The organism is Streptomyces sp. CA-278952 (genome assembly GCF_028747205.1).
GTDB lineage: Bacteria > Actinomycetota > Actinomycetes > Streptomycetales > Streptomycetaceae > Streptomyces.
Genome location: NZ_CP112880.1, coordinates 6241028 through 6267427, shown reverse-complemented (window position 1 = coordinate 6267427; position 26400 = coordinate 6241028). Strand labels below are relative to the sequence as shown.

Sequence of the window (26400 nt, the reverse complement as noted above, 5' to 3'; positions counted from 1 at the left end):
AGCGGTCCGTCACACGGCGGCGGACTTCAGCGGTACGGCGGGGTCGGCCACCTTCTCCGGGTCGAGGGCGGCCCCCGACTCGATGAGCCTGCGGCCCTGGGCGAGGTCGCGCGGGCGGCCCACGGCGAGCACGGCCACCAGCGCGCCCTCGCGCAGCCAGCACACCGACCAGGCGGCATCCGCCCCGTCGCCGCGCCACACCAGGGTGTCGGCGTCCGCGTGGTGTCCGGCGTACTGCACGAAGCGGCCGAACTGCTCGGACCAGAAGTACGGGACGGGGTCGTAGACGGGGAGCGGCTCCCCGTCCTGGGCCGCCATGATCGCGGCGGCCGCGGTGCGCGGGCCCTGGAGGGCGTTGTCCCAGTGGTGGACCAGCAGGCGTGTCCCGTAGCGGGTGGAGGGGAAGGAGGCGCAGTCCCCGACCGCGTACACATCGGGCAGCGAGGTGCGCAGCGCGCTGTCGGCGGTGACCGAGCCGTCCGGGCCGAGCGCGACCCCGGAGCCGGCGAGCCAGCGGGTGGCGGGGCGTGCGCCGATGCCGACGACCACGGCCCCGGCGGGCAGGACCCGGCCGTCGTCGAGGACGACGGCCCCCTCCTCGACGCGGTCGACCCGGGTTCCGGTGAGGAGTTCGGCGCCGCTGTCGGCGTACCAGGCGGTCATCGGGGCGGCCACCTCGGCGGGCAGGGTGCCCGCGAGCGGGCGGGCGGCGGCCTCGACGACGGTGACGGCGCAGCCGGCGGCGCGGGCGGCCGTGGCGAACTCCGCGCCGATCCAGCCCGCCCCGACGACGACCACCTCGTGCTGCCGGTCCAGGACGGGCCGCAGCCGGGCGGCGTCGTCGAGGGTGCGCAGCAGGTGGACACCGGGCACGCCCTCGGCGCCGGGCAGGGTCATGGGCTCCGCGCCGGTCGCGAGGACCAGGGCGTCGTAGCGCACCGGCCCGCCGGCGGTGTCCAGCACATGGTCGGCGGCGCGCAGGGCGGTGACGTCCAGGCCGAGGCGCAGGGTGATGTCCAACGCCTCGAAGTCGACGTCGAAGGCGGAGTCCTCGGCCTTGCCCAGCAGGACGGCCTTGGACAACGGCGGCCGGTCGTAGGGCTGGTGGGGTTCGGCGCCGATCAGGGTGAGGGGCCCGGTGAAGCCCGCCTCGCGCAGGGCCACGGCGCTCTGCACGCCCGCCATGCCCGCCCCGACGACCACGACGTGCCGTGCCTGCCGCGCCGCCCGCTGTTCCGTCTGCTCGCTCACTCGTCCACCTTAATCATCTGACGGCCCGTCAGGTAGGGGGGCGGGAAGGAACCCGGGAAGGAGCTCAGGAAGGAAGCTGTTCCACCACGCTGGTGCCGCTGCCCTCCTGCGACTCCCAGGCCCACCGCTCCTCCAGCCGCACCCGGCCGTCGGCGAGCTCGACGACCGTGGAGAGGCAGTGCCCGGACGAGGTCGTTCCGTCCTGCTTGAGCTGCACGTAGCGGAAGTCCAGCGCGTCCCCGTCGCGGGTGCCGACGAGATGGCCGCGCTCCACGTCGCCGCCCGCGTACTCGGCCCAGATCCGGCCGTCCAGTTCGTGGTACGTGAAGCGGGTGCGGGTGCCGACCTGGCCCGGGGCCTGGTCGGCGACGGGTGACAGGACGAGTCCGTCGAGCGAACGGGCCATGGCGGGCGCTCCTCTACTGGCCGGGGGCGGCGGGGTTTAGGGTGGCCAAGGTAGAACACTCGCGGGAGCCCGGACGCACCGGGCTGAGAGGGAGGCTGGCCGGCCTCCGACCGTACGAACCTGCTCCGGGTCATGCCGGCGAAGGGAGGGGCTGGACACCCATGCGCGTCTCGGAGAGAAGCTCCGGATCCGATGTCCTCGTCAAGAGGGGCTCGGGATCCGACGTCCTCGTCATCGGGGGCGGAATCATCGGCCTGGTCACGGCGTGGCGGGCCGCCCAGCGGGGGCTGGGCGTCACGGTCGCGGACCCGGAACCGGGCGGCGGCGCCGCCCAGGTCGCGGCGGGCATGCTGGCCGCCGTCACCGAACTGCACTACGGCGAGCAGATGCTGCTCGGGCTCAACCTCGCCTCCGCCGCCCGCTATCCGTCGTTCGTCGCCGAGCTGGAGGAGGCGAGCGGCCGGGACACCGGCTTCCGGACCTGCGGCACGCTCGCCGTCGCCCTGGACTCCGACGACCGGGCGCATCTGCGTGAACTGCACGCCCTCCAGGAGCGTTCGGGCCTGGAGTCGGTCTGGCTGAACGGCCGTGAGTGCCGCCGCCTGGAGCCGATGCTGGCCCCGGGCGTCCGCGGCGGCCTCCGGGTCGACGGCGACCACCAGGTGGATCCCCGTCGCCTCGCCGCGGCGCTGCTGACCGCGTGCGAACGGGCCGGGGTCGCGTTCCGCCGGACGACCGCCGAGCGGCTCACCCTGGCCGGGGGCCGGGCCGCCGGGGCGCTGCTCGGCGACGGTACGGAGTTCGCGGCCGATCAGGTCGTGCTCGCCGCGGGCAGTCTCAGCGGCCGGCTCGCCGGGCTCCCGCCGGAGCTCCTGCCGCCGGTCCGCCCGGTCAAGGGCCAGGTCCTCCGGCTCACCGTGCCCCGGGCGTACGCCCCCTTCCTCAGCCGCACCGTGCGCGCGGTGGTCCGGGGCGGGCACCTCTACCTCGTGCCGCGCGAGAACGGCGAGCTGGTCGTCGGCGCCACCAGCGAGGAGATGGGCTGGGACACCACGGTCACCGCCGGCGGGGTGTACGAGCTGCTGCGCGACGCCCACGAGCTGGTACCGGGCATCACCGAGCTGCCGCTCACCGAGACCCGGGCCGGTCTGCGTCCCGCCTCGCCCGACAACGCCCCGCTGCTCGGCCCGACCGCCCTGCCCGGTCTGCTGCTCGCCACCGGCCACCACCGCAACGGCGTCCTGCTGACACCCGTCACCGGGGACGCGATGGCCGACGTCCTGACCACCGGCGAACTGCCCGAGGCGGCCCGCCCCTTCACCCCCGGCCGTTTCGAACCCGCCGCCCTCGCCGCCCCCGCGATACAGGAGCAGCCCGTATGACCCAGCAGCACGCCGTACCGGAATCCGCCGCCACCGTCTCCGTCTCGGTGAACGGGGAAGCCCGCGCCGTTCCCGCCGGGACGGACCTGGACGGCCTCGTCGGCACGCTGACCCCGGCCCGCTCCGGGGTCGCCGCCGCCGTCAACGAGAGCGTCGTCCCACGCGGCCAGTGGGCCGCGACGACCCTCGGCGAGGGCGACCGCGTCGAGGTCCTGACCGCCGTACAGGGAGGCTGACCATGTCGGACGACGTCTTCACGCTGGGGGCCACCGTCTATCGCTCCCGGCTGATCATGGGCACCGGCGGGGCCCCGAGCCTGGAGGTGCTGGAGCGCTCGCTGATCGCCTCCGGCACCGAGCTGACCACGGTCGCGATGCGCCGGCTGGACCCGACCGTGCGGGGCTCGGTGCTCTCGGTGCTGGAGCGGCTCTCCATCCAGGTCCTGCCGAACACCGCCGGCTGCTTCACCGCGGGCGAGGCGGTGCTGACCGCCCGGCTGGCCAGGGAGGCGCTCGGCACCGACTGGGTGAAGCTGGAGGTGGTGGCCGACGAGCGGACCCTCCTGCCCGATCCGATCGAGCTGCTGGACGCGGCGGAGATCCTGGTCGACGACGGGTTCACCGTGCTGCCGTACACCAACGACGATCCGGTCCTGGCCCGGAAGCTGGAGGACGTGGGGTGCGCGGCGATCATGCCGCTCGGCTCCCCCATCGGCTCCGGGCTCGGCATCCGCAACCCGCACAACTTCGAGCTGATCGTCGAGCGGGCCGGGGTGCCGGTGATCCTCGACGCGGGGGCCGGGACCGCCTCGGACGCGGCGCAGGCGATGGAGCTGGGGTGCGCCGCTGTGATGCTCGCCTCGGCGGTGACCCGGGCCCAGGAGCCGGAGCTGATGGCGGGTGCGATGCGTCACGCCGTGGAAGGCGGGCGGCTGGCGTACCGGGCGGGCCGGATTCCGCGCCGCCACTTCGCCGAGGCGTCCTCGCCGGTGGACGGGCGGGCGGCACTCGACCCGGAGCGGCCCGCGTTCTGAGAGCCGGTACGGGTTCGGGGGCGCCGCCCCCAAACCCCCGGCTCCTCAATCGCCGGAGGGGCTTGAATGGCGGAACGGCCCCGGGAACGCCCTCGCCCGTCCGGGGTGTCGGCGGCGGCTCGTAGACTCTCGGGGTGGACACGACCCTCCAGGACCCTCTCGTCGGGCAGCTGCTCGACGGCCGGTATCGCATTGAGGCGCGCATCGCCGTCGGCGGGATGGCCACGGTCTACCGGGCCGTGGACACCCGCCTGGACCGGGTGCTCGCCCTCAAGGTGATGCACCCGGCGCTCGCCACCGACGTCTCGTTCGTCGAGCGCTTCATCCGTGAGGCCAAGTCGGTGGCCCGCCTGGCGCACCCCAATGTCGTCGCGGTCTTCGACCAGGGCGCCGAGGGCGCGTATGTCTATCTCGCGATGGAGTACGTGGCGGGCTGCACCCTGCGCGACGTGCTGCGCGAGCGCGGCGCCCTGCAACCCCGAGCGGCGCTGGACATCCTGGAGCCGGTCCTCGCCGCGCTCGGCGCCGCGCACCGTGCGGGGTTCGTGCACCGCGACATGAAGCCGGAGAACGTCCTGATAGGGGACGACGGCCGGGTGAAGGTCGCCGACTTCGGCCTGGTCAGGGCGGTCGGCACGGCCACCGACACGACCGGCTCCCTGCTGGGCACCGTGTCGTATCTGGCCCCCGAGCAGATCGAGCACGGCAGCGCCGACACCCGCAGCGACGTGTACGCCTGCGGGGTCGTGCTCTACGAGATGCTGACCGGCGTCAAGCCCCACACCGGGGAGAACGCCGCCCAGGTCATCTACCGGCACCTCAACTCCGACGTCCCGGCCCCGTCCGCCGTCGTGCCGGGGCTCCCGGTCGCGCTGGACAGCCTGGTGGCGAGCGCGACCGCCCGCAATCCCGAGGTGCGCCCGCACGACGCGGTGCTGCTGCTGGCCGAGGCGCGTGAGGCCCGTGCCACGCTGACCGACGCCGAGCTGGACGCCGTACCGCCGGGGGCCCTGTCGGATGCCCATGACGGCGCGGACGACCGTACGAGCGTGATCCCGCGGGCCCTCCCGGCGGACGGCGACGGGGCCGGAGTGCACCGCACCAGCCGACTGGTGATGCCACCCGCGGACCCTGCCGCTCCCCGGCGCGCGACCGGCCGTCGCGGCCCGTTCGGCGGGCCGCACCGCAAGCTCATCATGGTGCTCACCGCCGTACTGCTGACGCTGGGCATCGGGACGGGCGTCTGGTACATCAACTCCGGGCAGTTCACCCAGGTCCCCTCGCTGCTGGGCCAGACCCAGCAGACCGCCGAGAAGCGGCTCTCGGACGAGGGGCTCGGGCTGAAGGGCGTGGAGCGGGTCTTCAGCGACACCGTCGAGCGGGGCTCGGTCGTGAGCAGCGACCCCGCCTCGGGCGACCGGATCCGGGGCAACGGCTCGGTGGAGCTCGTCGTCTCGCGGGGTCCGGAGATCGTACGGGTGCCCGATGCCGTGGGCCGCTCCCTCGCGGACGCCCGGCGCTCCCTGAAGAAGGTGGGCCTGGTCCCCGGGATGGTGACCAGGGAGTTCAGCGAGGAGGTGGCCCGCGGCGAGGTGATCCGCACGGATCCCCGCGCGGGCACGGACCGCAACCCGGACACGGCCGTGGCCATCGTCGTCAGCAAGGGCGCCCCGATCGACGTCCCGGACGTCACCGGGCTCTCCGCCGAGGAGGCCACCGCCGAGCTGGCGGCCGAGGGGCTGAAGGCCGAGGTGCTGCCCGGCCGGATCCACTCCGCCGAGGCCGAGGGCGACGTGGCCGAGCAGTCCCCCGGCGGGGGGACCGAGGCCGCGGAGGGCGACACGATCGAGCTGACCGTCTCCAAGGGCCCCCGGATGCTGGACGTCCCGGACGTCACCGGCCGGGACGTCGACGAGGCGCGGAGCACCCTGGAGGAGGCGGGCTTCGACGTGAAGGTCGACCGGCCGTTCCTCTCCTTCAGCGACACGATCGCGAGCCAGTCCGTGGACGGCGGCGAGCAGGCCCCCGAGGGGTCCACGATCACGATCAAGACCAAGGGGTTCTAGAACCAGATGCACACGCTGCGCAATCCGGTGGGCGGACACGTTCCGGTCGCCGGCGGTCTGGCCAAGGTCGGCCTGGAGTACGCCCGGGAGCTGGCGGCGGAGACCGTGCAGGTCTTCGTGGCCAATCCGCGCGGCTGGGCCACGCCCGCCGGGAACCCGGCGCAGGACGAGCTGTTCCGGGCCGGGTGCCGGGCTGCCTCGATCCCGGCGTACGTCCACGCCCCGTATCTGATCAACTTCGGCTCGCACACCGAGGCGACGGTCGAGAGGTCCGTGGAGTCCCTGCGCCACTCACTGCGGCGGGCCCGGGAGATCGGCGCGCTGGGCGTGGTGGTGCACACCGGTTCGGCGACCGGCGGACGGCCGCGCGTCGAGGCGCTGGCCCAGGTGCGCGAGCACCTGCGCCCGCTGCTGGACGAGCTCACCCACGACGACTCCCCGGATCTACTGCTGGAGTCGACGGCCGGCCAGGGCTTCTCGCTCTGCTCGCGGACCTGGGACTTCGGTCCGTACTTCGAGGCGCTCGATTCCCACCCGAAGCTGGGCATCTGCCTGGACACGTGCCACATCTACGCCGCCGGGCACGATCTGGCCGGTCCCTCGGGGATGCGGCAGACGCTGGACCTGCTGGTGGACACGGTCGGCGAGGGGCGGCTCAAGCTGATCCACGCCAACGACTCCAAGGACGTCGTGGGCGCCCACAAGGACCGGCACGAGAACATCGGCGCCGGTCACATCGGAGTGGAGCCCTTCCGGGAGCTGCTCGCCCATCCGGCGACCGAAGGCGTGCCGCTGATCATCGAGACGCCCGGCGGCAAGGAGGGGCACGCGGCGGACGTGGCCCGGTTGAAGTCTCTGCGCGAGCCGGGTCAGAGCTCGGGGCCGTCCCCGGGCTCCTCCTGATAGGAGTAGCGCTGCTCGCCCCAGGGGTCGCCGATGTTGTGGTAGCCCCGCTCCTCCCAGAATCCGCGCCGGTCCGCCGTCATGTACTCGATGCCCCGGACCCATTTGGGGCCTTTCCAGGCATAGAGGTGCGGGACGACGAGGCGGAGCGGGAAGCCGTGCTCGGCGGTGAGGAGTTCGCCGTCCTTGTGGGTGGCGAACAGGGTGTGCTCGGAGGCGAAGTCGTCGAGGCGCAGGTTCGATGAGAAGCCGTACTCCGCCCAGACCATCACATGGGTGGCGTCGGGGGCGGGCGGTGCCAGTTCGAGGACCGTACGGGCGGGGATTCCGCCCCATTCGGCGCCGATCATGCTGAACTTCGTCACGCAGTGCAGATCGGCGACGACCGAGGAGAACGGCAGCGCCGAGAACTTCTGATGGTTCCAGCAGCGCTTGTCACCGTCGGCGGTGGCCCCGAAGACCCGGAACTCCCAGCGGTCGGGCTTGAACTTGGGAACGGGCCCGTAGTGGGTGACCGGCCATCCGCGTTGCAGTCGCTGTCCCGGCGGAAGCTCGGACTGCGCTGCCTCGCGGTTTTCCCGGCTTTCCGGCTGACCCATGCCTCCATGGTGACAGACAGGCAGGGGTGGTCATGACCAGGGGAGTACCCCATCCGGGCAACTCGTACTAAGCGTGCACTTACTGGACGGCCGGTGGGCGCGGTGCGAGGATCTGGCCAACTCGCCAGATCGATCACCGGTTGGAAGGAGCCTTTGCCATGCAGGGCGACCCCGAGGTCCTTGAGTTTCTCAATGAGCAGCTGACCGCCGAATTGACTGCCATCAATCAGTACTTCCTGCACGCCAAGATGCAGGACAACTTCGGGTGGACGAAGCTCGCCAAATACACCCGGGCCGAGTCCTTCGACGAGATGAAGCACGCCGAGATCCTCACCGACCGGATCCTGTTCCTCGAAGGGCTGCCGAACTACCAGCGGCTCTTCCATGTGCGGGTGGGCCAGACGGTCACCGAGATGTTCCAGGCGGACCGCCAGGTCGAGGTGGAGGCGATCGACCGCCTCAAGCGCGGTATCGAGGTGATGCGCGGCAAGGGCGACATCACGTCGGCGAACATCTTCGAGTCGATCCTGGCGGACGAGGAGCACCACATCGACTATCTCGACACCCAGCTGGAGCTGGTCGAGAAGCTCGGTGAGCCGCTCTACATCGCCCAGCTGATCGAGCAGCCGGAGAGCTGACCGGGGCCGTACCCGGGGCGAGGGGCTGTTCGCGGAGAGCAGGCCGGTCAGGCGGCGTCGGAGAGCGTCACGTCGCGGATCGCGCCGATGGCGGCTGCCGCGGCGGCCGATGCCGCGACGGTGGCGGCGACCGGGTGCGCGAGGGAGGCGGTCGCGGGTCCCTGTCGCTGGTCGAGCAGCTCACGGCGGGGACAGTCGCCCCGGCCCAGCAGCGCCTGGATGCGGCGTACACATCCGCCGCAGTCCGTCCCGGCCTTGCAGGCCGAGGCGATCTGCCGGGGTGTGCAGGCCCCGGCGTCCGCATGCTTCTTGAGCTGTGCCTCCGTGATGCCGAAGCAGGAACAGACGTACATGCGGTTCACCTCCCTGCGGGTCGGTCACGGGCGCCGCTCCGATTTCCACGGTGAGGCTAACCTAACCTTACCCGCCGCTCAACCGGCGTAAAAGCCCGGATACGCCTGTGGGGCACGGATCACATGGATCCGTGCCCCACAGGTGCGACTGCCGGGAGCCCTCCGGGCCCGCCGGACTACTGGTCGCGGTACATCTCGGCGACGAGGAAGGCCAGGTCCAGGGACTGGCTGCGGTTGAGCCGGGGGTCACAGGCCGTCTCGTAGCGCTGGTGCAGGTCGTCCACGAAGATCTCGTGGCCGCCGCCCACACACTCGGTGACGTCGTCGCCGGTCAGCTCCACGTGGATGCCGCCCGGGTGGGTGCCGAGGCCCTTGTGGACCTCGAAGAAGCCCTTGACCTCGTCCAGGACGTCGTCGAAACGGCGCGTCTTGTGGCCGGAGGCGGCCTCGAAGGTGTTGCCGTGCATCGGGTCGGTCACCCAGGCGACGGTCGCGCCGGAGGCGGTGACCTTCTCGACCAGCTCGGGGAGCTTGTCGCGGACCTTGTCGGCGCCCATCCGGACGACGAAGGTCAGCCGTCCCGGCTCGCGCTCGGGGTCGAGGCGGTCGATGTAGCCGAGCGCCTCGTCGACGGTGGTCGTCGGGCCGAGCTTGATGCCGATCGGGTTGCGGATCCGGGCGGCGAACTCGATGTGCGCGCCGTCCATCTGGCGGGTGCGCTCACCGATCCACACCATGTGGGCGGAGGTGTCGTACAGCTCGCCGGTGCGCGAGTCCGTACGGGTCAGCGCCGACTCGTAGTCCAGCAGCAGGGCCTCGTGCGAGGCGTAGAACTCGACCGCTTTGAACTCGGCCGGGTCGGTGCCGCACGCCTTCATGAAGTTCAGCGCGTTGTCGATCTCGCGGGCCAGCGCCTCGTAGCGCTGACCGGAGGGGGACGACTTCACGAAGTCCTGGTTCCAGGCGTGCACCTGGCGCAGGTCGGCGTAACCGCCGGTGGTGAAGGCGCGCACCAGGTTCAGCGTGGAGGAGGACGCGTGGTACATCTGCTTCAGCCGCGCGGGGTCCGGGATCCGGGCCTCCTCGGTGAAGGCGAAGCCGTTCACCGAGTCGCCGCGGTAGGTCGGCAGGGTCACGCCGTCGCGGGTCTCGGTCGACTTGGAGCGCGGCTTGGAGTACTGACCGGCGATGCGGCCGACCTTCACCACGGGCACCGAGGCCGCGTAGGTCAGGACGGCGCTCATCTGGAGCAGCGTCTTCAGCTTGGCCCGGATGTGCTCGGCGGACACGGCGTCGAAGGCCTCGGCGCAGTCGCCGCCCTGCAGCAGGAACGCCTCGCCCTTGGCGACGGCTCCCAGGCGGGCGCGCAGCTGGTCGCACTCGCCGGCGAAGACGAGCGGCGGATACGACGCGAGGTCCGCGAGTACATCGCGCAGGGCCTCGGAGTCGGGGTACTCGGGCTGCTGCGCCGCGGGAAGGTCTCGCCAGGTGTTGCCACCGGCGACGGAGGTATTGGCGTTCACGGTCACGAGCACAACATTACGGGGTCGGAAGGGGCGTCCAGCCGTGCGCTCAACAGATGAGACACGCGCTCCGATGCCGGGGCCGGTCCGCTAGGGTCGGGGCATGTCGACGCGACTGATCGAGATGTCGATCCAGAACTGGTGGTGGACCGCTCATCCGGCGGCCCGCTGATTCATCGCGCTGACACTTCGCGAAGGCCGCCCGAGGGGCGGCCTTTCTGCGTTGCGGAGCCGTTCCTCCCCCTGTGAGTCCCGTACGCAATCCCGTACGGGCCGTCCGGAAGGAACCTGCTCCCATGTCGCAGACCGCATCCCGCTCCGCCTCCGGTCTCATCCGCCGGCTGCTGGCGGAGGACGCCCCGCCGTTCGCCCTGCTGCGCCGACGCACGCCCGGCCGTGACCACGATCACGTCGAACTGCTGATCGGCGGGGTGCGGGAGGCGGACCGGCTGGCCGACCTGCCGGTGGGCGCGGCGCCCGCACTGGCCCTGGTGCCGTTCCGGCAGATCGCCGAGCGCGGCTTCGACGTGCGCGACGACGGCACCCCGCTGAGCGTGCTCGTCGCCGACGAGACGCACGAGCTGGAGCTCGCGGAGCTGCTGGCGGCGCTGCCCGCCCATGACGTGCGGGTGGAGGACCGGGGCTTCGACGTGGAGGACGCGGAGTACGCGGACATCGTGCGGCGGGTCATCCGGGACGAGATCGGGCAGGGCGAGGGCGCGAACTTCGTGATCCGGCGGACGTTCCGGGGCGAGATCCCCGGGTTCGGCCGGGCGGACGCGCTGGCGCTGTTCCGGCGGTTGCTGGCGGGCGAGCGGGGCGCGTACTGGACGTTCGTGGTGCACACCGGGGACCGGACCTTGGTGGGGGCGAGCCCCGAGGTGCACGTGCGGATGTCCGGGGGGACGGTCGTGATGAACCCGATCAGCGGGACGTACCGCTACCCGGCCGAGGGGCCCACCACGACAGGCCTGCTGGCGTTCCTGGGCGACCGCAAGGAGAGCGAGGAGCTGTCCATGGTGGTCGACGAGGAGCTGAAGATGATGTGCACGGTGGGCGACATGGGCGGGGTGGTGGTCGGGCCCCGGCTCAAGGAGATGGCGCACCTCGCGCACACCGAGTACGAGCTGCGCGGGAAGTCCTCGCTGGATGTGCGGGACGTGCTGCGCGAGACGATGTTCGCGGCGACCGTCACCGGCTCCCCGGTGCAGAACGCGTGCCGGGTCATCGAGCGGTACGAGTCCGGGGGCCGCGGCTACTACGCGGGCGCGCTGGCCCTGCTGGGCCGGGACGCGAGCGGGGCGCAGACCCTGGACTCGCCGATCCTGATCCGTACGGCCGACATCGCGGCGGACGGCTCGCTGAAGGTGCCGGTCGGGGCCACCCTCGTACGCCACTCGGACCCGGAGGGCGAGGTCGCCGAGACGCACGCCAAGGCGGCCGGAGTGCTGGCCGCGCTGGGGGTGCGGCCGGGCCGGCCCGGGGCGGAGGCGGACCGCCCGCGGCTGGCGTCGGACCCCCGGGTGCAGGCGGCGCTGGACGACCGGCGCGGCGGACTCGCGCCGTTCTGGCTGCGGATGCAGGAGCGCACCCGGGACCTTTCGGGGCACGCGCTGGTGGTGGACGGCGAGGACACGTTCACCGCGATGCTGGCTCATCTGCTGCGCGCGTCCGGCCTTGACGTCTCGGTGCGCCGCTACGACGAGCCGGGGCTGCGCGAGGTGGTCCGGGCGCACGAAGGGCCGGTGGTGCTGGGTCCGGGGCCGGGCGATCCGGGCGATCTCACCGATCCGAAGATGCGGCTGCTGCGGGAGATCACCGCCGAGCTGGTGCGGGACCACCGGCACGGACTGCTGGGGGTCTGCCTCGGGCACGAGCTGATCGCGGCGGAGCTGGGTCTGGAGATCGTGCGCAAGGCCGTGCCGTACCAGGGGGCGCAGACCCGGATCGAGCTGTTCGGCCGACCGGAGACGGTGGGCTTCTACAACAGCTTCACCGGGCGGTGCGACGGCCCGGCCGCCGTCGAGCTGGCCGCGCACGGGATCGAGGTGAGCCGCGACGAGGCGAGCTGCGAGCTGCACGCGCTGCGCGGTCCCGGTTTCGCCTCGGTGCAGTTCCACCCGGAGTCGGTGCTGACGGTACGGGGCTCGGTGATCGTGACGGAGCTGCTGGCGGGGCTGCCGGTGCCGGGGTGATCCCGGCGGAGAGCCTCAGCTCCTCGGCACGAGGACGTTCTCGCTGTGGCGGCGGGCCAGGTAGTCGGCGACGTTCTTGACGGTCGCGTCGATGATCTGGCCCACCGCGTCCTCGGTGTAGTACGCCTGGTGGGAGGTGACGACGACGTTGGGGAAGGTCACCAGACGGGCGAGGGTGTCGTCGTCGATGCCCTCCAGGGACTTGTCGAGGAAGAACAGCCCGGCCTCCGCCTCGTACACGTCGAGCCCGACGCCGAGGAAGCGGCCCGCGCGCAACTCGGTGACCAGGGCGGCGGTGTCGATGAGGCCGCCGCGGCTGGAGTTGACGAGGATGGCGTCGTCCTTCATCGCCTTGAGGGCGGCCGCGTCCAGGATGTGGTGGGTGCTGGGCAGCAGCGGCACGTGCAGGCTGATCAGGTCGGCCTCGGCGAACAGCCGCTCCTTGTCGACGTACTCCATGCCCAGCTCGACACAGGCCGGGTTCTGGGCCACGTCCCAGCCGAGCAGCTTCATGCCGAAGCCGTGGGCGATCCGGGTGAACGCCTCGCCGATCTTCCCGGTGCCGAGCACCCCGACGGTCCGGCCGCGCATGTCCCGGCCGAGCAGCCCGTCCAGGCGGAAGTCGAAGTCCCGGGTGCGGCTCGCGGCGCGGATGATGCGCCGGTTGACGGCCATGGCGAGGGTCCAGGCGAATTCGGCGACCGAGTACGGCGAGTAGTACGAGACCCGGGCGACGCGCAGGGCGAGGCGCTCGGCGACCTCCAGGTCGATGTTGTTGAAGCCGGTGGAGCGCTGGGCGATCATCTGCGTGCCGCCCGCTGCGAGCGTCTGGAGCACCTGGGAGCCGAGGTCGGCGTTGACGCTGGTGGAGACAATCTCATGGCCGGCGGCGATGGGGGCGGTGTCCCGGTTCAGGAAGACGTCCAGGCACCGGACCTCGTGCAGCCCCTCGAAGGCCTTCTCGATCAGGGGCTTCTCGTCGGACTGCACACCGAAGGCCAGGATTTCCACCGGTACTCCCTCTGTTTCCGCGGGCGGGCCGCACATCACGCATATCCGAACATCGCGAAGGGGGCCGGACATCGCGAATATACGGCTCCGCCCCCGGCCCCGCCGGTCAGACGTCGTCGAGGCCGCGCTCGATGGCGTACCGCACGAGCTCCACCCGGTTGTGCAGCTGGAGCTTGCCGAGGGTGTTCTGCACATGGTTCTGCACGGTGCGGTGCGAGATGACCAGGCGTTCGGCGATCTGCTTGTACGAGAGCCCCTTGGCGACCAGCCGCAGCACCTCGGTCTCCCGGTCGGTGAGCTGCGGGGCCTTGGGCTCGTTCGACGCCACGGGTACGGGGTCGGAGGCGAGCCGGCGGTACTCCCCGAGGACCAGGCCCGCGAGGCCCGGGGTGAAGACCGGGTCGCCGGCCGCGGTGGAGCGGACCGCTTCGGTCAGCTCCTGGGTGGAGGCGGACTTCAGCAGATAGCCGGTGGCCCCGGACTTCACCGCCTCCAGGACGTCGGCGTGCTCGCCGCTCGCGGAGAGGACCAGGACCCGCAGGCCCGGGTGGGAGCCGACGAGCTCCTTGCAGACCTGGACGCCGGGCATGCCGGGGAGGTTCAGGTCGAGGACCAGGACGTCCGGGCTCACGGCCTTGGCCCGGCGGACCGCCTGCGGGCCGTCCCCGGCGGTCGCGACGACGTCGAAGCCGGACTCGGCCAGGTCGCGGGCGACCGCGTCGCGCCACATGGGGTGGTCGTCGACGACCATGACCCTGATGGGCCGGTCCGCGGCCCCCTGCCCGTCCCGTGCCGCGCTTGCCGTGTTTGCTGCGTTTGCCGCGTTCCATGTACTCATCGGGCCGATCCTGCCTTCCCCCGGGAAACCTTCGGTGCTTTGGGAACCTTCAACTCGACCTCGCAGCCCTGTCCGGGCACCGAGATCACCTCTGCCGTGCCGCCCAGGTCGCGCAGCCGGCCCCGGATGGACAGCGCGACGCCGAGCCGTCCCTCCCCCTCCGCCTGGGCGAGCCGCCCCTCCGGGATGCCGGGGCCGTCGTCCCGGACGGTGACGATCACCTCGTCCGGCTCGTCCTCGACCAGGATCCACGCCTGGGCGTCCGGACCGGCGTGCACGGTCACGTTGTCCAGGGCGGCGCTGACGGCGGCGGCCAGCTCCCGGGCCGACTCGGCGGGGAGCAGGACCGGGGCGCCCGGCTCCGCGAAGCTCGTGCGGGATCCCGCGTGCGGGGCGAGCAGGGCGCGCAGATCGCAGGCGGCCCCGGAGCCTTCGTCGTCGTCCACGTCGACCGTGCGGACCACGGCCCCCTCGGCGGCGTCCTCGGAGACCCGGGTCGGTGGGACCAGGCCGCTGGAGACCAGGGTGCGCAGGGCGACCTCCTGCTCCCCGGCCATCCGGCCCAGCTCGGCCGCCTCGCCGCCGATGGCGGTGCCCCGGCGCTGGACCATGGCGAGGACCTGGAGCACGCTGTCGTGGATGTCGCGGGCGAGCCGTTCGCGTTCGCGGGTGGTGGCCTCGATCTCCAGGGCGCGGGCCAGGGTGCGTTCACTGGCGCGGGCGACCTCGACGACGTACCCGATGGCGATGGAGGCGACCCAGACCAGCAGGACGTTGTGGTAGGTGTCCCGGCTGGGCTCGCCGCGCTGGATGATGTTGGCGGCGGCGACGAACGTGGAGGCGAAGGCGGCCCACCGCCAGCCGCCCTTGATCGCGAAGGCGAGGACCGCGCCGGCCGTCCAGATCGACGGCAGCGTCGGGCCGTCGAACGACTGGGAGTCGAAGTCGGCGAGCGGGGTGAGCAGGATGCCGGTCAGCGCGACGACCAGGTCAGCGACGAGGAAGCGTTTGGTGCAGCTCGCCGCCGAGCGGACCTTCGGCAGCGTGGCGAGCGTCCAGACGAAGAGGAACGCCAGATACGCGACGGCCACCCAGGGCCGCTCGAACCTCTGCTGGCCGAAATTGTCCTTCCCGAAGATCGCGAGCAGCACCGCGTAGATCAGCGTCAGGACGCGGTAGCCCGTCAGCGCGCGCCAGAGCGGCAGCTCGACCGACATCCGTACGACCCGCTCACGCTTGGCCATGGCCCCACACCCCCCGGACGGTGAACGACGCGGTTACGCGCCGGACCGTTCCGTTCCGTTCTCGTTGCTCGCGGCGGCCTGCTGCTGCTGGGCGCGCTTGGCCTCTTCGGCCCGGGCCTTCGCCTCCTGGGCCCGGGCCTTCGCCTCGTCGGCGATCTGGCGCTTGGCGGCGGTGGCGTAGACGTCCACGTACTCCTGGCCGGAGAGCTTCATGATCTCGTACATGACCTCGTCGGTCACCGAGCGCAGGATGAAGCGGTCGCCGTCCATGCCCTGGTAGCGGCTGAAGTCCAGCGGCTTGCCGATCTTGATGCCGGGGCGCATCAGCTTGGGCATCACCTGGCCGGGCGGCTGGATCTTCTCGGTGTCGATCATGGCGACCGGGATCACGGGCGCTCCGGTGGCCAGAGCCACCCGGGCCAGACCGCCGGGCTTGCCCCGGTAGAGGCGGCCGTCGGGTGAGCGGGTGCCCTCGGGGTAGATGCCGAAGAGGCCGCCGCTCTCGACGACCTGGATGCCCGCCTTGATCGCCGCCTCGCCCGCGCCGCGGGCTCCGGAGCGGTCGACGGGGAGCTGGCCGACGCCCTTGAAGAAGGCGGCGGTGAGCTTGCCCTTGACGCCGGGGGCGGTGAAGTACTCGGCCTTGGCGATGAAGGTGACCTTGCGGTCCAGCACGGCCGGGAGGAAGAACGAGTCGGAGAACGACAGGTGGTTGCTCGCGAGGATCGCCGGACCGCGCTCGGGGATGTTCTCCAGGCCCTCCACCCACGGCCGGAAGGCGAGCTTCAGGGACCCGCCGATGGAGAACTTCATTGCGCCGTAGATCAACTCTTGTGCCTCCTGTGTGCTGTCGTGGAGACCTTAGCCTGTGAGGTCGTCGCGGCCTGTGCCCGGCATGGGAGGACCGGCGGCCCGCGCGGGCCGTGCGGGGCGGCCCCCGGGGGGGCGTGACGGCCCTGGTCGGTGTCGGTCCGGTCGCGTACGGTGAAGTCATCCGTCAAGCACTCCCCCAGGTGCCGCCCGCCCCGTCCCACGAACAGGAGACCCTGGTGCCGGTCCTCCCTGGAGCCGAGCCGTTCCGCCACGAGGGCGGAGAGGTCGGCGTCCTCCTCTGTCATGGCTTCACCGGATCGCCGCAGTCGCTGCGCCCGTGGGCGGACTATCTCGCCGAGCGCGGGCTGACGGTCTCGCTGCCGCTGCTGCCGGGCCACGGCACCCGCTGGGAGGACATGGCGGTCACCGGCTGGCAGGACTGGTACGCGGAGGTCGACCGGGAGCTGCGGGTCCTCAAGGAGAAGTGCGAGCGGGTCTTCGTCTTCGGTCTGTCCATGGGCGGCGCGCTGGGTCTGCGGCTGGCGGCCAAGCACGGGGACGCGATCAGCGGTCTGGTGCTGGTCAACCCGGCCAACAAGGTGCACGGCCTCTCGGCGTACGCCCTGCCGGTGGCCCGTCATCTGGTGCGGACGACCAAGGGCCTGGCCGACGACATCGCGCTCCCGGGCTCGCACGAGGTGGGCTACGACAAGGTGCCGCTGCACGCCGCGCACTCGGCGCGGAACTTCTTCCGGCTGGTCGACGGGGAGCTGCCGCAGGTGACCCAGCCGTTGGTGCTGCTGCACAGCCCGCAGGACCATGTCGTGCCGCCCGCGGACAGCGCGCGGATCCTGAGCCGGATCTCCTCGACGGACGTCTCGGAGATCCTGTTGGAACAGAGCTACCACGTGGCGACGTTGGACCATGATGCGGAGCGGATCTTCGATGAGAGCTACCGGTTCATCGGCCGTCTCGCACCGAGCGTCGGGATGAAGGGGAGCACGTCCGGTGGCTGAGCACGACGCGGAACGCACAGGCAGCGACGAGGAGCGCGAACCGCGCCCCACGGAGCCCGCGGCCGTCCCCGAGGGGACGAAGCCGGCGGGGGCGGAGGGAGCGGAGCAGGAGCGGGCGATCGACGAGGACGCGGCGTGGGCCGCGATCGTCGAGGGGTACGGGGAGGAGCCGCCGGACCCGCCGGGCGCCAAGCCGTTCAAGTCCATCGAGGACCTGGCCCTGCTGGAGGACGATCAGCGCAACGTGGTGGGGCCGAAGGACGGCTCCGCCGGTGATCCGGCGGACAAGGGGTCGGACAAGACGCCCCCGAAGCCGCCGGAGAAGAAGCCGCTCGGCAGCTCCGTGGTCTTTGCCCCCGGTGTCGCCGGCCCCCGCGACTACGAGCTGCCCGAGTCCAAGGACGACGGCGTCGGCGAGCCGGACGACGGGGACGAGGGCCATTTCGTGCCCCCGGAGCCGCCGCCGCTGCCGGAGGCCGACGTCACGGCGAAGTTCGCCTGGCTCGCGGTGATCGGCGGGCCGGTCCTGATGCTCGTCGCGGTGCTGTTCCAGTGGGAGATGACGTGGTGGCTCACCACGCTCTGCGTCGGCGGCTTCCTCGGCGGCTTCGCCACCCTGGTGGCCCGGATGCCGCACGACGACGATGACGACACCTACGGCGACCCGGGGCGCGGCGCGGTGGTGTAGAGGGTGTCACCCCGCGGGGATTCTGAGGGCGGCCAGGACCGGCAGATGGTCCGTGGCCGCCCTCAGGTCGTCCTCGCTCACCCCGTCCAGCCCGGTCGGGACGCCGCAGCCGAGCACCTCGATGCCCGGGGTCGCGAAGACGGCGTCGATGCGCTTACGGGGTTCGTCGGGCGGGAACGTCAGCTCGCCGCCCCACGGAGCGACGGCCCGGCAGTCCTGGAGGGGCCCGGCCAGGTGCCGGAACGCCTTGCCGGTCGGTACGTCGTTGAGGTCGCCGCCCGCCACGGCGTGGTGCATGCCCATCGCCGCCAGCCGTTCCAGCAACAGGCCGGCCTGGGCGAGGCGTTCGTCGCGCTGGAGGCTCAGATGGCAGCTCAGCACCCCGAGCCTGGCCCCGGCGATCCGCACCACGGCGGTGGCGAAGCCCCTGCGGTGCAGGCCGGGGGTGAGCGGCAGCAGGACGTCCTCGGTGCGCTCGACGGCCACCCGGAGCGAGCACATCAGCAGCGGTCCGGCGGCGGTGGCCCCGCCGCTCAGCACCACCAGGCCGCTGCTCTTGGCGAGCCTGGCCGCCGCCTTGCGCCAGCGGAAGAAGCGCGGGGCCTCCTGGACGAGGACCAGATCGGGCGCGCAGGCGCGGATGACGCGGGCCAGCGCCGCGGTGTCGTCGTGCATCGACCGGACGTTGTAGCTCAGCACTCTGATGACGGCTGAACCGTCCGACTCGGTACGGGAGACGGGCAGGGGCGTCAGGACCATGCGGGCCACGATACGACGGACGCCCGCCGTGGCCCGGGAGGGCGACGACGGGCGTCCGGTGGGTCGGGTGCAGCCGTTCTCAGCCCTGGCGGGCCAGGTCGGCCGCGCCCACGAGCCCTGCCTTGCCGCCGAGTTGGGCGGCCAGCACCTGGGCGTGCGGGCGCCATTCGCCGCCGATCAGCCAGCGCCGGAACGACTTGCGGATCGGGTCGAGGACGAGTTCGCCCTCGTCCGACACACCGCCGCCGACGATGAACGCGGACGGGTCGAACAGCGAGGCGAGGTCCGCCAGTCCGGCGCCGGCCCAACGGGCCAGCTCACGGAACGAGTCGACGGCCACCGGGTCGCCCTGGCGGGCGGCCTCGCTGATGTGCTTGCCCTCGATGCCGTCCACCGAGCCGTCGCCGAGGCCGAGCAGCACGGCGGCGTTCTCGGGGGTGGCGTTGGCGCGCTGCTTGGCGTACCGGACGAGCGCGCGGCCGGAGGCGTACTGCTCCCAGCAGCCCTGGCTGCCGCAGCCGCAGAGCAGTCCGTCCGGGACGACCCGGATGTGGCCGAACTCGGCGGCCACGCCGAAGCGTCCGCGGCGCAGCTTGTTGCCGATGATGATGCCGCCGCCGAGGCCGGTGCCGAGCGTGATGCAGATGACGTCGTCGTGACCCTGGCCGGCCCCGAAGCGATACTCGCCCCAGGCCGCGGCGTTGGCGTCGTTCTCCACGACGACGGGCAGGCCGACGCGCTGCTCGACCTTGTCCTTGAGCGGCTCGTGACGCCAGTTGATGTTCGGTGCGAAGAGCACGGTGGCGCGCTTGTCGTCGACGTAACCGGCGGCGCCGATGCCGACGGCCTCCACCTCGTGTCCCTCGCTCGCGCCGGCCACCGCCGCGCAGATCGCGTCGACGATGCCTTCGGCCGTCGGCGGGGTCGCCACCTTGAACGTCGAGAGGATCCGGCCCTCTTCGTCGACCACTCCCGCCGCGATCTTCGTGCCGCCGATATCGACGCCGATGGTGAGTCCCATGAATCCCTCAGTTTCGGTCGAGCCCCGCTAGGGGCAACCGTACCCGAGGCATGGCCCGGCCCGGCCGGGGCCGGTCGGTACCGGCCGATGTGTCCGGTCGGTAACGGCAGGTCGTCCGGTCGGTGACGGCGATGTGTCCGGTCAGTCCAGGTCGATGCGTTCGGTGCCGGAGGGGCCTTCGTCCCGGGGGTCGGACGGGTCGTCGGCGGCCTTCTTCGAGGGGTCGGCGGGGCGCCCGGCGCCCGACGCTCCCTCGGTGGTGCGGGTCCAGCGGCTCTCCTGGCCCTCGACCGCGGAGCGGTAGGCGGCCAGCAGCTCGCTGCCCGCGGCGGCGAGGTGGTCGAAGAGCTGCGGGTTGCGTTCGATGACCGGTTCGACGGCGGACTTCGCCTGCCGGATGGCCTGCTGAACAGCGCCCTGGGCGGCAACGCCCAGCAGCGGGCTCTGGAGCGAGGAGACCTTGTCGGCGACCGCGTCGACCAGCTTGCGCAGTTCCTCGGCGGCGGATCCGGGCTGGGGGCCGTACTGCGCCCGGCGGCGGGCCTTCTCGGCCGCGAGGTCCTCGGCGCAGGCGTCGGCCCACGCGTCGCCGTCGACGGGACGATCGGTGGCTTCACTCATGGCGGACTCCTGCTACGCGGGGCGGCCGACGGTCGGCCTGCGGTACACGTACTACCGACGTTACCCGAATGGCCGCGGGCCGTTCAGGAGGTGCGCGGCCACAGGGCCGGATCCGGCGTGAACCGTACCCGCAGCACCCCGTCGGCCAGGGCCGCGCCGGAGACGGTGCAGCGGCGCAGCGCGGAGGCGATCCGCACGATGCGGTGGAAGGGGCCGACGGTCAGGAGCAGTTCGTCGCCCCGGCGGACCAGGCGCAGGTTCTCCTTGGCGGCCCCGGGCAGGGGCAGGCACCAGGTGAGGGTGCGGGTCCCGTCCTCGGCGTCCGGGTCCTCCTCGGTCCACCAGGGGTCCCCGGCCCGGCCGGGCGTCCGGTCGTCGGGGGCGGGTATCTCCAGCGCGGCCAGGTCGTCCGGGCCCTGCGGGTCGCGACCCAGGTGGAGCGCCTCGTGCACGGGGAGGTCCGGGGCCACGTCCTGGTGCCAGTGGTCCAGGCACTTCTCCTGCTGGGCGGCGAGCGCGGCGAACCAGGGGTCGGGCGAGTGCCGGGGCAGCACGCGGGAGGCGACCAGCAGGTCGGCGCGGAGCCCGTGCAGGGCGAGGCCGGTCCGGGCGGCGCGCAGGGCGTCCTCGCCGGCGGGGCCCGGCTCCGCGACCAGGCGGAGCGTGGTGGCCCCGTCCTCGATCAGGGCCTGGACGGCGGCCAGCTCGGCGTCCTTGCGGGCGGCGGCCTCGTACAGCCACTGCGCGGGCATCGGGACCCCGGCGAGCTGGGCGAGGACCGGGCGCAGGGCGCGGGCGGCCTGGCGTTCGGCGGGGAGCAGCCGGCGCAGGTAGCGGCGCAGCTGTTCCGGCAGGGCGAGCAGGGCCAGGGCTTCGGCGAGCGGCGGGAGGTCGACGACGAGGGTGTCGTAGCCGGACCAGTCGCCCTCGGCGGCCCGGCGCAGGGTGTGCAGCAGGGCGAGCTGCGGGGAGCCGGGGAGTTCGGTGAGCTCCTCGCCGTCGAGCCGTCCGGCGCCGAGCAGCTCCAGGACGCCGGAGGCGCGGTTCTGGAGCTCGGTGAGTTCGGCGCGGAAGTGCTCGCCGGAGTCGATGCGGGCGTGGTCGAGGCGGTCGGCGGCCCTGGTCGGTTCCGGGGCGGCCGGGAAGCCGGGTACGGCCTCGGCGGAGACCAGCAGGGTGCGGCTGCCGCTCGCGGCCGCGGCGAGCGCGGTGGCCGCGGCGACGGTGGTGCGGCCCGCACCGCCGGGGCCGGTGACCAGGACCGTGCGCACGGCCCTCAGTTCCCCGGTGCGGACTCGACGCGCTTCTTCAGACCGGCGAGGGCGCGGTCGATGATGACCTTCTCGGCCTTGCGCTTGATCATGCCGAGCAGCGGGATCTTGACGTCGACGGCGAGCTTGTAGGTGACCTCGGTGCGCTCGCCGCCGCCGAGCGGGGCCAGCGCGTAGGTGCCGTCCAGGGAGCGCAGCATCTGGGACTTGACGAGGCTCCAGCTGACCTCGTTCGCGCCGGTCCAGGTGTAGGAGAGGACGTGGTCGTCCTTGATCGCTCCGGCGTCCAGGACGAGGCGGACCTGCTCGGCGCGGCCCTGGTCGTCGGTGGAGAGGACTTCGGCCTCCTTGACCTCGCCGGTCCACTCCGGGTAGCGGGCGAAGTCCGCGATCACGCCCATGACGTCGGCCGGTGCCGCCTCGATCGTGATGCTCGAGCTGGTGTGTTCAGCCATCGCCGTGGCCCTCCAGTGCGGTGTTACCGGTCGCGTTCGGCAGGAGCCTGCCGCTGTGCAGGCTATCGCGTGCCCGGGGCGCCCCGGTCCACGCCCCGGCCGCCCGCGGTCACCAGCTCAGCGCCCAGGGTGTTCCGGTGGAGGCGAAGTGGCCGACGTTGACGCACTCGGTGGTCCCGATGCGCATCCGGCGTACCAACGGCTGGTGAACATGGCCGAAAAGCGCGTACCGGGGGCGGGTGGTACGGATCGCCTCCAGCAGGGCGCGGCTGCCGCGTTCGAAGCGGCGGGCGACGGTGTCGTACGTCAGCTCGGGGACCTCGGGCGGGATGTGCGAGCAGAGGACGTCGACCGGGCCGAGCGCCTCGACCTTGGCGGCGTACTCCTCGTCGCTGATCTCGTACGGGGTGTTCATCGGGGTCTTCAGGCCGCCGCCGACGAAGCCGAAGACCCGGCCGCCGATCTCGACGCGTTCGCCGTCGAGCACGGTGGTGCCGGGGCGGGCGTACTCGGGCCAGAGGCCGGGGACGTCGACGTTGCCGTAGGTGGCGTACGTCGGGGTGGGGAAGGCGGCGAAGAGTTCGGCGTACTGCTTGCGCACCGCGCCGAGGATCTCGGTGTTGCGGTCGCGGCCCGCCCACAGCTCGCGGCCGAAGGCGCGGGCCTCGTCGTAGCGGCGGGCGGTGCGCAGGGCGACGATGCGGTCGGCGTTCTCCTTGCCGAACAGGTCGGGGAAGATTCCGCGCGAGTGGTCGGCGTAGTCGAGGAAGAGCACCAGGTCACCGAGGCAGATCAGGGCGTCCGCGCCGTCCCCGGCGCGTGCCAGCGCCTCGGTGTTCCCGTGCACGTCGCTGACCACGTGAATCCGGGTCGAACCCCCGGCCCGTTCCCGGCTGTCCGGTTCGCTGCCTCGCATGGGATCAGCCTAGGGTGCCGCTCCCGTCGCTGGTAGACCGTCCGGACCTGCGGTTACTTCCACGTCGGGACGGCGGTGGACTACTGTGCGCGAAAGGGCCATTTATATGTGTGATGCATAAGACATCTGGCCGGAACCCCCTATCCGGAACCGAGTACCGGTGGGTAACGTCCGGGCAGTCCAGTCGTGCTCACCCCACTGAGCACCGCCAGTTCTGGACCGCAGCCGGTGCGTCACACAGAGCCGTGGCACCGGAGCCCGATGAGGAGCAGCAGTCTTGCGCGAGTTCAGCCTTCCGGCCCTGTACGAGGTCCCGACGGACGGCAACCTGACGGATCTCATCCGCCGCAATGCCGCTCAGCATCCCGAAGTCGCGGTGATGAGCCGCAAGGTGGCCGGCGTCTGGACGGACGTCAGTGCCACGCGGTTCCTGGCCGAGGTGAGAGCCGCCGCCAAAGGTCTGATCGCCTCGGGCGTGCAGCCCGGCGACCGGGTCGCCCTGATGTCGCGCACCCGTTACGAGTGGGTGCTGCTGGACTTCGCGATCTGGAGCGCGGGCGCGGTGACCGTGCCGGTGTACGAGACCAGCTCCGCCGAACAGGTGCAGTGGATCCTCGGTGACTCCGGGGCGGTGGCGGTGCTCGTGGAGAGCGACGCGCACGCCGCCTCCGTGGCCTCCGTCCGGGACGCGCTGCCGGAGCTGGAGCACGTCTGGCAGATCGACGCGGGCGCGGTGGACGCGCTGGGCAGGGCCGGGGCCGAGGTCTCGGAGGAGACCATGGACCTGCGCACGCGCAGCGCCAAGGCCGACGACCCGGCGACGATCGTCTACACCTCGGGCACCACGGGCCGCCCCAAGGGCTGTGTGCTCACCCACCGCAGCTTCTTCGCGGAGTGCGGCAACGTGGTGGAGCGGCTGAAGCCCCTCTTCCGTACGGGCGAGTGCTCGGTGCTGTTGTTCCTGCCCGCCGCGCACGTCTTCGGCCGGCTGGTCGAGGTGGCCTCGGTGATGGCCCCGATCAAGCTCGGCTGTGTGCCGGACATCAAGAACCTCACGGACGAGCTGGCCTCGTTCCGGCCGACGCTGATCCTGGGCGTGCCCCGGGTCTTCGAGAAGGTCTACAACGCGGCGCGCGCCAAGGCTCAGGCCGACGGCAAGGGCAAGATCTTCGACCGGGCGGCCGACACGGCGATCGCCTACAGCCGGGCGCTGAGCACCCCGCAGGGTCCCGCGCTGGGGCTGAGGCTCAAGCACAAGCTCTTCGACAAGCTGGTCTTCGGCAAGCTCCGCGCCGTCCTCGGCGGCCGGGGCGAGTACGCGATCTCGGGCGGCGCTCCGCTGGGCGAGCGGCTCGGCCACTTCTACCGGGGCATCGGCTTCACGGTCCTGGAGGGCTACGGCCTGACGGAGACCTGCGCGGCGACCGCGTTCAACCCGTGGGACCGGCCGAAGATCGGCACGGTCGGCCAGCCGCTGCCCGGTTCGGTCGTGCGGATCGCGGACGACGGCGAGGTGCTGCTGCACGGCGAGCACCTGTTCACCGGTTACTGGAACAACGAGTCGGCCTCGGCCGAGGCGCTGGCCGACGGCTGGTTCCACACCGGGGACATCGGCACGCTCGACGAGGACGGCTACCTCGCGATCACCGGCCGCAAGAAGGAGATCATCGTGACGGCGGGCGGCAAGAACGTCGCCCCCGCGGTGATCGAGGACCGCATCCGCGCGCACGCCCTGGTCGCGGAGTGCATGGTGGTCGGCGACGGCCGTCCGTTCGTCGGCGCGCTGGTCACGCTGGACGAGGAGTTCCTGAGCCGCTGGGCCGAGGAGAACGGCAAGCCGGCCGGCTCGACGGCCCTGTCGCTGCGCGAGGACGCGGAGCTGCTGGCCGAGGTGCAGCGGGCGGTGGACGACGGGAACGCGGCGGTCTCCAAGGCCGAATCCGTGCGCAGGTTCCGTATCCTGCCGGCCCAGTTCACCGAGGAGGCGGGCCACATCACGCCGTCGCTGAAGCTGAAGCGGAACGTGGTGGCGAAGGACTTCGCGGACGAGGTGGAGTCGATCTACCGCTCCTGAGGGGTGTACCGCCCTTGAGTGGTGTCACGCGTACGGAGGGGCTCGCGCCTGGTGACCAGGCGCGGGCCCCTCCGTCGTACGGCGTGGTCACAGCAGGGTCTTGAGCTTCTCCGCCAGCAGGTCCCAGCGCCACTTCTCCTCGACCCAGGCCCGGCCCCGCTCCCCCATCCGCTGCCGCAGCTCCGGGTCGCCGAGCAGCGTCACGATCCGGTCCGCCGACTCCTCGGCGCTGCCGCCGCGCACCACCCACCCGGTCTCGCCGTCGAGCACCGCGTCCGGGGCGCCGCCCGAGTCGCCTGCCACCACGGGCAGCCCGGTCGCGGACGCCTCCAGGTAGACGATCCCGAGGCCCTCCACGTCGAGCCCCCGCCGCCGGGTGCGGCAGGGCATCGCGAAGACGTCCCCGGCCCCGTAGTGCGCGGGCAGCTCGGCCCAGGGCACCGGTCCGGTGAAGCGCACCGAGTCCTGGACCCCGGTCTGGGCCGCGAGCCGCTCCAGGTCCTTGGCGTACGGTCCGCCGCCGACGATCAGCAGCACCGCGTCCGGGATCCGCGCGAGGATCGCGGGCATGGCGAGGATCAGCGTGTCCTGGCCCTTGCGGGGCACCAGGCGGGAGACGCAGACGACCACGGGGCGGTCCGAGAGCCCGAGACGGGCCCGGACCCGGTCGCCGCCGGACGCCGGGTGGAAGGTGTTCTCGTCGACGCCGGGCGGCAGTTGGACCATGCGCCCGGCGGCCTCGGGGGTGAGGGCCCCGGCGATCCGGGAGCGGGTGTACTCACCGAGGTAGGTGATCGTGTCCGTGGCATCGCCGATCCGGCGCAGCAGCTGTCGGGAGGCGGGCAGTTGCGCCCAGCCGGCCTCGTGGCCGTGGGTGGTGGCGACGAGGCGCCGGGCGCCCGCGCGGCGCAGCGCGGGGGCCATCAGGCCGAGCGGGGCGGCGGCGCCGAACCAGACGGAGGTGCAGCCGTGTTCGCGCAGCAGACCGGTGGCTTGGTTGGTGACGCGCGGAGTCGGCAGCAGCATCGTCGTCCGGTCGCGGACCACGGGGAACGGCTGCTCGGCGTCGAAGGCGGCGGTGGCCGCCGCGCCCTCCTCACCGCGCTTCCAGGTGGAGGCGTAGACGACGACCCGGTCGGGATCCAGGCGCAGCGCCATGTTGTGCAGGAACGCCTGGATGCCACCGGGGCGGGGCGGGAAGTCGTTGGTCACGATCAAGGTCTTGTCCATCGTCGCCGACAGTACCGAACGGCCGCGCTTCACCGCTGACGCGCTCTGCCGGCGGCATCATGAGCCGCCGGGAACCCGGCCGGACACGAGCGAC

At 72.3% G+C, this 26400-nt stretch carries 27 protein-coding genes and 1 riboswitch; of the genes, 11 read left to right on the top strand and 16 right to left on the bottom strand.

The window, feature by feature from the left end:
- Nucleotides 1-9: 9 nt before the first annotated feature.
- On the bottom strand, nt 10-1251 hold the full coding sequence (locus N7925_RS27720; RefSeq protein ID WP_274345500.1) for an NAD(P)/FAD-dependent oxidoreductase: 1242 nt from the start codon (nt 1249-1251) through the stop codon (nt 10-12).
- 64 nt (nt 1252-1315) lie between these two features.
- Nucleotides 1316-1657 (bottom strand): hypothetical protein, encoded by a 342-nt coding sequence (locus tag N7925_RS27715; RefSeq protein WP_274345499.1) that lies wholly within the window; start codon nt 1655-1657, stop codon nt 1316-1318.
- 51 nt (nt 1658-1708) lie between these two features.
- Nucleotides 1709-1821, top strand: a riboswitch (TPP riboswitch).
- Between N7925_RS27715 and thiO the strand changes: the two genes are divergently transcribed.
- The 5 genes from thiO to N7925_RS27690 all read left to right on the top strand — a co-directional run bounded on the left by thiO (nt 1819) and on the right by N7925_RS27690 (nt 7041).
- On the top strand, nt 1819-3039 hold the full coding sequence (gene thiO, locus N7925_RS27710) for a glycine oxidase ThiO (RefSeq protein ID WP_265602128.1): 1221 nt from the start codon (nt 1819-1821) through the stop codon (nt 3037-3039). Its footprint overlaps the riboswitch before it by 3 nt.
- Nucleotides 3036-3275, top strand: a complete 240-nt coding sequence (gene thiS / locus N7925_RS27705; RefSeq protein ID WP_274345498.1) for a sulfur carrier protein ThiS — start codon at nt 3036-3038, stop codon at nt 3273-3275. Before thiO ends, thiS begins: the two co-directional genes overlap by 4 nt.
- Before the next feature lie 2 nt (nt 3276-3277).
- Entirely contained in the window at nt 3278-4072 is a 795-nt protein-coding gene (locus tag N7925_RS27700) for a thiazole synthase (RefSeq protein ID WP_265602126.1), read from the top strand.
- Nucleotides 4073-4206: 134 nt separating this feature from the next.
- Nucleotides 4207-6138, top strand: coding sequence for a Stk1 family PASTA domain-containing Ser/Thr kinase (gene pknB, locus N7925_RS27695; protein WP_274345497.1), 1932 nt, complete (start codon nt 4207-4209; stop codon nt 6136-6138).
- Nucleotides 6139-6144: 6 nt separating this feature from the next.
- Nucleotides 6145-7041: a deoxyribonuclease IV gene (locus N7925_RS27690; RefSeq protein WP_265602125.1), complete on the top strand. Its 897-nt coding sequence runs from the start codon at nt 6145-6147 to the stop codon at nt 7039-7041.
- Here the strand turns inward: N7925_RS27690 and N7925_RS27685 are convergent.
- The gene (locus tag N7925_RS27685) at nt 7008-7640 is read right to left on the bottom strand and encodes a sulfite oxidase-like oxidoreductase (RefSeq protein ID WP_274345496.1); all 633 of its coding nucleotides are present in this window, start codon (nt 7638-7640) and stop codon (nt 7008-7010) included. The two genes, N7925_RS27690 and N7925_RS27685, sit on opposite strands and share 34 nt — an antisense overlap.
- 158 nt (nt 7641-7798) lie before the next feature.
- On the opposite strand from N7925_RS27685, the gene bfr reads away from it, so the two are divergent.
- On the top strand, nt 7799-8278 hold the full coding sequence (gene bfr, locus N7925_RS27680) for a bacterioferritin (protein WP_215104479.1): 480 nt from the start codon (nt 7799-7801) through the stop codon (nt 8276-8278).
- 47 nt (nt 8279-8325) lie between these two features.
- On the opposite strand, the gene N7925_RS27675 is transcribed toward bfr, so the two are convergent.
- Both N7925_RS27675 and N7925_RS27670 read right to left on the bottom strand, forming a co-directional pair.
- Nucleotides 8326-8631, bottom strand: coding sequence for a (2Fe-2S)-binding protein (locus N7925_RS27675; protein ID WP_274345495.1), 306 nt, complete (start codon nt 8629-8631; stop codon nt 8326-8328).
- Nucleotides 8632-8807: 176 nt separating this feature from the next.
- Entirely contained in the window at nt 8808-10154 is a 1347-nt protein-coding gene (locus N7925_RS27670) for a class II 3-deoxy-7-phosphoheptulonate synthase (protein WP_265602123.1), read from the bottom strand.
- A gap of 103 nt (nt 10155-10257) precedes the next feature.
- Between N7925_RS27670 and N7925_RS36240 the strand changes: the two genes are divergently transcribed.
- Nucleotides 10258-10326 carry a trp operon leader peptide gene (locus N7925_RS36240; RefSeq protein WP_443032357.1) on the top strand — a complete coding sequence of 23 codons (69 nt, stop codon included), beginning with the start codon at nt 10258-10260 and terminating at the stop codon, nt 10324-10326.
- Between the two features lie 124 nt (nt 10327-10450).
- A complete protein-coding gene (locus N7925_RS27665; RefSeq protein ID WP_274345494.1) occupies nt 10451-12349 on the top strand; it encodes an anthranilate synthase family protein in 1899 nt (632 codons plus the stop codon).
- Nucleotides 12350-12364: 15 nt separating this feature from the next.
- Here the strand turns inward: N7925_RS27665 and N7925_RS27660 are convergent, their stop codons facing one another.
- The 4 genes from N7925_RS27660 to N7925_RS27645 form a co-directional block, all read right to left on the bottom strand.
- Nucleotides 12365-13360, bottom strand: coding sequence for a 2-hydroxyacid dehydrogenase (locus tag N7925_RS27660; RefSeq protein ID WP_274345493.1), 996 nt, complete (start codon nt 13358-13360; stop codon nt 12365-12367).
- Nucleotides 13361-13466: 106 nt separating this feature from the next.
- Nucleotides 13467-14111, bottom strand: a complete 645-nt coding sequence (locus N7925_RS27655) for a response regulator (protein ID WP_265604029.1) — start codon at nt 14109-14111, stop codon at nt 13467-13469.
- A gap of 83 nt (nt 14112-14194) precedes the next feature.
- Nucleotides 14195-15442 carry a MacS family sensor histidine kinase gene (macS, locus tag N7925_RS27650; protein ID WP_265602120.1) on the bottom strand — a complete coding sequence of 416 codons (1248 nt, stop codon included), beginning with the start codon at nt 15440-15442 and terminating at the stop codon, nt 14195-14197.
- A 33-nt stretch (nt 15443-15475) separates the two neighbouring features.
- Nucleotides 15476-16270, bottom strand: coding sequence for a lysophospholipid acyltransferase family protein (locus N7925_RS27645; protein WP_274345492.1), 795 nt, complete (start codon nt 16268-16270; stop codon nt 15476-15478).
- Nucleotides 16271-16491: 221 nt separating this feature from the next.
- Here N7925_RS27645 and N7925_RS27640 point away from each other — a divergent pair, with 221 nt between their 5' ends.
- Together N7925_RS27640 and N7925_RS27635 are read left to right on the top strand one after the other, a co-directional pair.
- Entirely contained in the window at nt 16492-17271 is a 780-nt protein-coding gene (locus tag N7925_RS27640) for an alpha/beta hydrolase (protein WP_274345491.1), read from the top strand.
- On the top strand, nt 17264-17959 hold the full coding sequence (locus tag N7925_RS27635; protein ID WP_265602117.1) for a hypothetical protein: 696 nt from the start codon (nt 17264-17266) through the stop codon (nt 17957-17959). Before N7925_RS27640 ends, N7925_RS27635 begins: the two co-directional genes overlap by 8 nt.
- A gap of 6 nt (nt 17960-17965) precedes the next feature.
- Here N7925_RS27635 and N7925_RS27630 read toward each other — a convergent pair whose 3' ends face one another.
- From N7925_RS27630 to N7925_RS27605, 6 genes are all read right to left on the bottom strand, one after another.
- A complete protein-coding gene (locus N7925_RS27630; protein ID WP_274345490.1) occupies nt 17966-18718 on the bottom strand; it encodes an endonuclease/exonuclease/phosphatase family protein in 753 nt (250 codons plus the stop codon).
- Between the two features lie 79 nt (nt 18719-18797).
- A complete protein-coding gene (locus N7925_RS27625) occupies nt 18798-19739 on the bottom strand; it encodes an ROK family glucokinase (protein WP_018957442.1) in 942 nt (313 codons plus the stop codon).
- 141 nt (nt 19740-19880) lie between these two features.
- The gene (locus tag N7925_RS27620) at nt 19881-20360 is read right to left on the bottom strand and encodes a DUF5304 domain-containing protein (protein ID WP_265602115.1); all 480 of its coding nucleotides are present in this window, start codon (nt 20358-20360) and stop codon (nt 19881-19883) included.
- Nucleotides 20361-20443: 83 nt separating this feature from the next.
- Nucleotides 20444-21631 (bottom strand): ArsA family ATPase, encoded by a 1188-nt coding sequence (locus tag N7925_RS27615; RefSeq protein ID WP_265602114.1) that lies wholly within the window; start codon nt 21629-21631, stop codon nt 20444-20446.
- Between the two features lie 5 nt (nt 21632-21636).
- On the bottom strand, nt 21637-22086 hold the full coding sequence (locus tag N7925_RS27610; protein ID WP_018957439.1) for an SRPBCC family protein: 450 nt from the start codon (nt 22084-22086) through the stop codon (nt 21637-21639).
- Nucleotides 22087-22195: 109 nt separating this feature from the next.
- A complete protein-coding gene (locus N7925_RS27605; protein WP_265602113.1) occupies nt 22196-23002 on the bottom strand; it encodes a metallophosphoesterase family protein in 807 nt (268 codons plus the stop codon).
- Between the two features lie 277 nt (nt 23003-23279).
- On the opposite strand from N7925_RS27605, the gene N7925_RS27600 reads away from it, so the two are divergent.
- Nucleotides 23280-25076 (top strand): AMP-dependent synthetase/ligase, encoded by a 1797-nt coding sequence (locus N7925_RS27600; protein ID WP_265602112.1) that lies wholly within the window; start codon nt 23280-23282, stop codon nt 25074-25076.
- Nucleotides 25077-25163: 87 nt separating this feature from the next.
- On the opposite strand, the gene N7925_RS27595 is transcribed toward N7925_RS27600, so the two are convergent.
- A complete protein-coding gene (locus N7925_RS27595) occupies nt 25164-26306 on the bottom strand; it encodes a glycosyltransferase family 4 protein (protein WP_265602111.1) in 1143 nt (380 codons plus the stop codon).
- Nucleotides 26307-26400 lie beyond the last annotated feature (94 nt).

What these genes read in the sequence shown, in the direction of transcription:
- N7925_RS27675 (WP_274345495.1), bottom strand. Translation starts at nt 8,631, where the DNA reads ATGTACGTCTGTTCCTGCTTCGGCATCACGGAGGCACAGCTCAAGAAG.
- N7925_RS27715 (WP_274345499.1), bottom strand. Translation starts at nt 1,657, where the DNA reads ATGGCCCGTTCGCTCGACGGACTCGTCCTGTCACCCGTCGCCGACCAG.
- thiS (WP_274345498.1), top strand. Translation starts at nt 3,036, where the DNA reads ATGACCCAGCAGCACGCCGTACCGGAATCCGCCGCCACCGTCTCCGTC.
- N7925_RS27595 (WP_265602111.1), bottom strand. Translation starts at nt 26,306, where the DNA reads ATGGACAAGACCTTGATCGTGACCAACGACTTCCCGCCCCGCCCCGGT.
- N7925_RS27630 (WP_274345490.1), bottom strand. Translation starts at nt 18,718, where the DNA reads ATGGTCCTGACGCCCCTGCCCGTCTCCCGTACCGAGTCGGACGGTTCA.
- N7925_RS27655 (WP_265604029.1), bottom strand. Translation starts at nt 14,111, where the DNA reads ATGGTCGTCGACGACCACCCCATGTGGCGCGACGCGGTCGCCCGCGAC.
- thiO (WP_265602128.1), top strand. Translation starts at nt 1,819, where the DNA reads ATGCGCGTCTCGGAGAGAAGCTCCGGATCCGATGTCCTCGTCAAGAGG.
- N7925_RS27625 (WP_018957442.1), bottom strand. Translation starts at nt 19,739, where the DNA reads ATGGGACTCACCATCGGCGTCGATATCGGCGGCACGAAGATCGCGGCG.
- N7925_RS27605 (WP_265602113.1), bottom strand. Translation starts at nt 23,002, where the DNA reads ATGCGAGGCAGCGAACCGGACAGCCGGGAACGGGCCGGGGGTTCGACC.
- N7925_RS27690 (WP_265602125.1), top strand. Translation starts at nt 6,145, where the DNA reads ATGCACACGCTGCGCAATCCGGTGGGCGGACACGTTCCGGTCGCCGGC.
- N7925_RS27610 (WP_018957439.1), bottom strand. Translation starts at nt 22,086, where the DNA reads ATGGCTGAACACACCAGCTCGAGCATCACGATCGAGGCGGCACCGGCC.
- N7925_RS27700 (WP_265602126.1), top strand. Translation starts at nt 3,278, where the DNA reads ATGTCGGACGACGTCTTCACGCTGGGGGCCACCGTCTATCGCTCCCGG.
- N7925_RS27685 (WP_274345496.1), bottom strand. Translation starts at nt 7,640, where the DNA reads ATGGGTCAGCCGGAAAGCCGGGAAAACCGCGAGGCAGCGCAGTCCGAG.
- macS (WP_265602120.1), bottom strand. Translation starts at nt 15,442, where the DNA reads ATGGCCAAGCGTGAGCGGGTCGTACGGATGTCGGTCGAGCTGCCGCTC.
- N7925_RS27620 (WP_265602115.1), bottom strand. Translation starts at nt 20,360, where the DNA reads ATGAGTGAAGCCACCGATCGTCCCGTCGACGGCGACGCGTGGGCCGAC.
- bfr (WP_215104479.1), top strand. Translation starts at nt 7,799, where the DNA reads ATGCAGGGCGACCCCGAGGTCCTTGAGTTTCTCAATGAGCAGCTGACC.
- N7925_RS27665 (WP_274345494.1), top strand. Translation starts at nt 10,451, where the DNA reads ATGTCGCAGACCGCATCCCGCTCCGCCTCCGGTCTCATCCGCCGGCTG.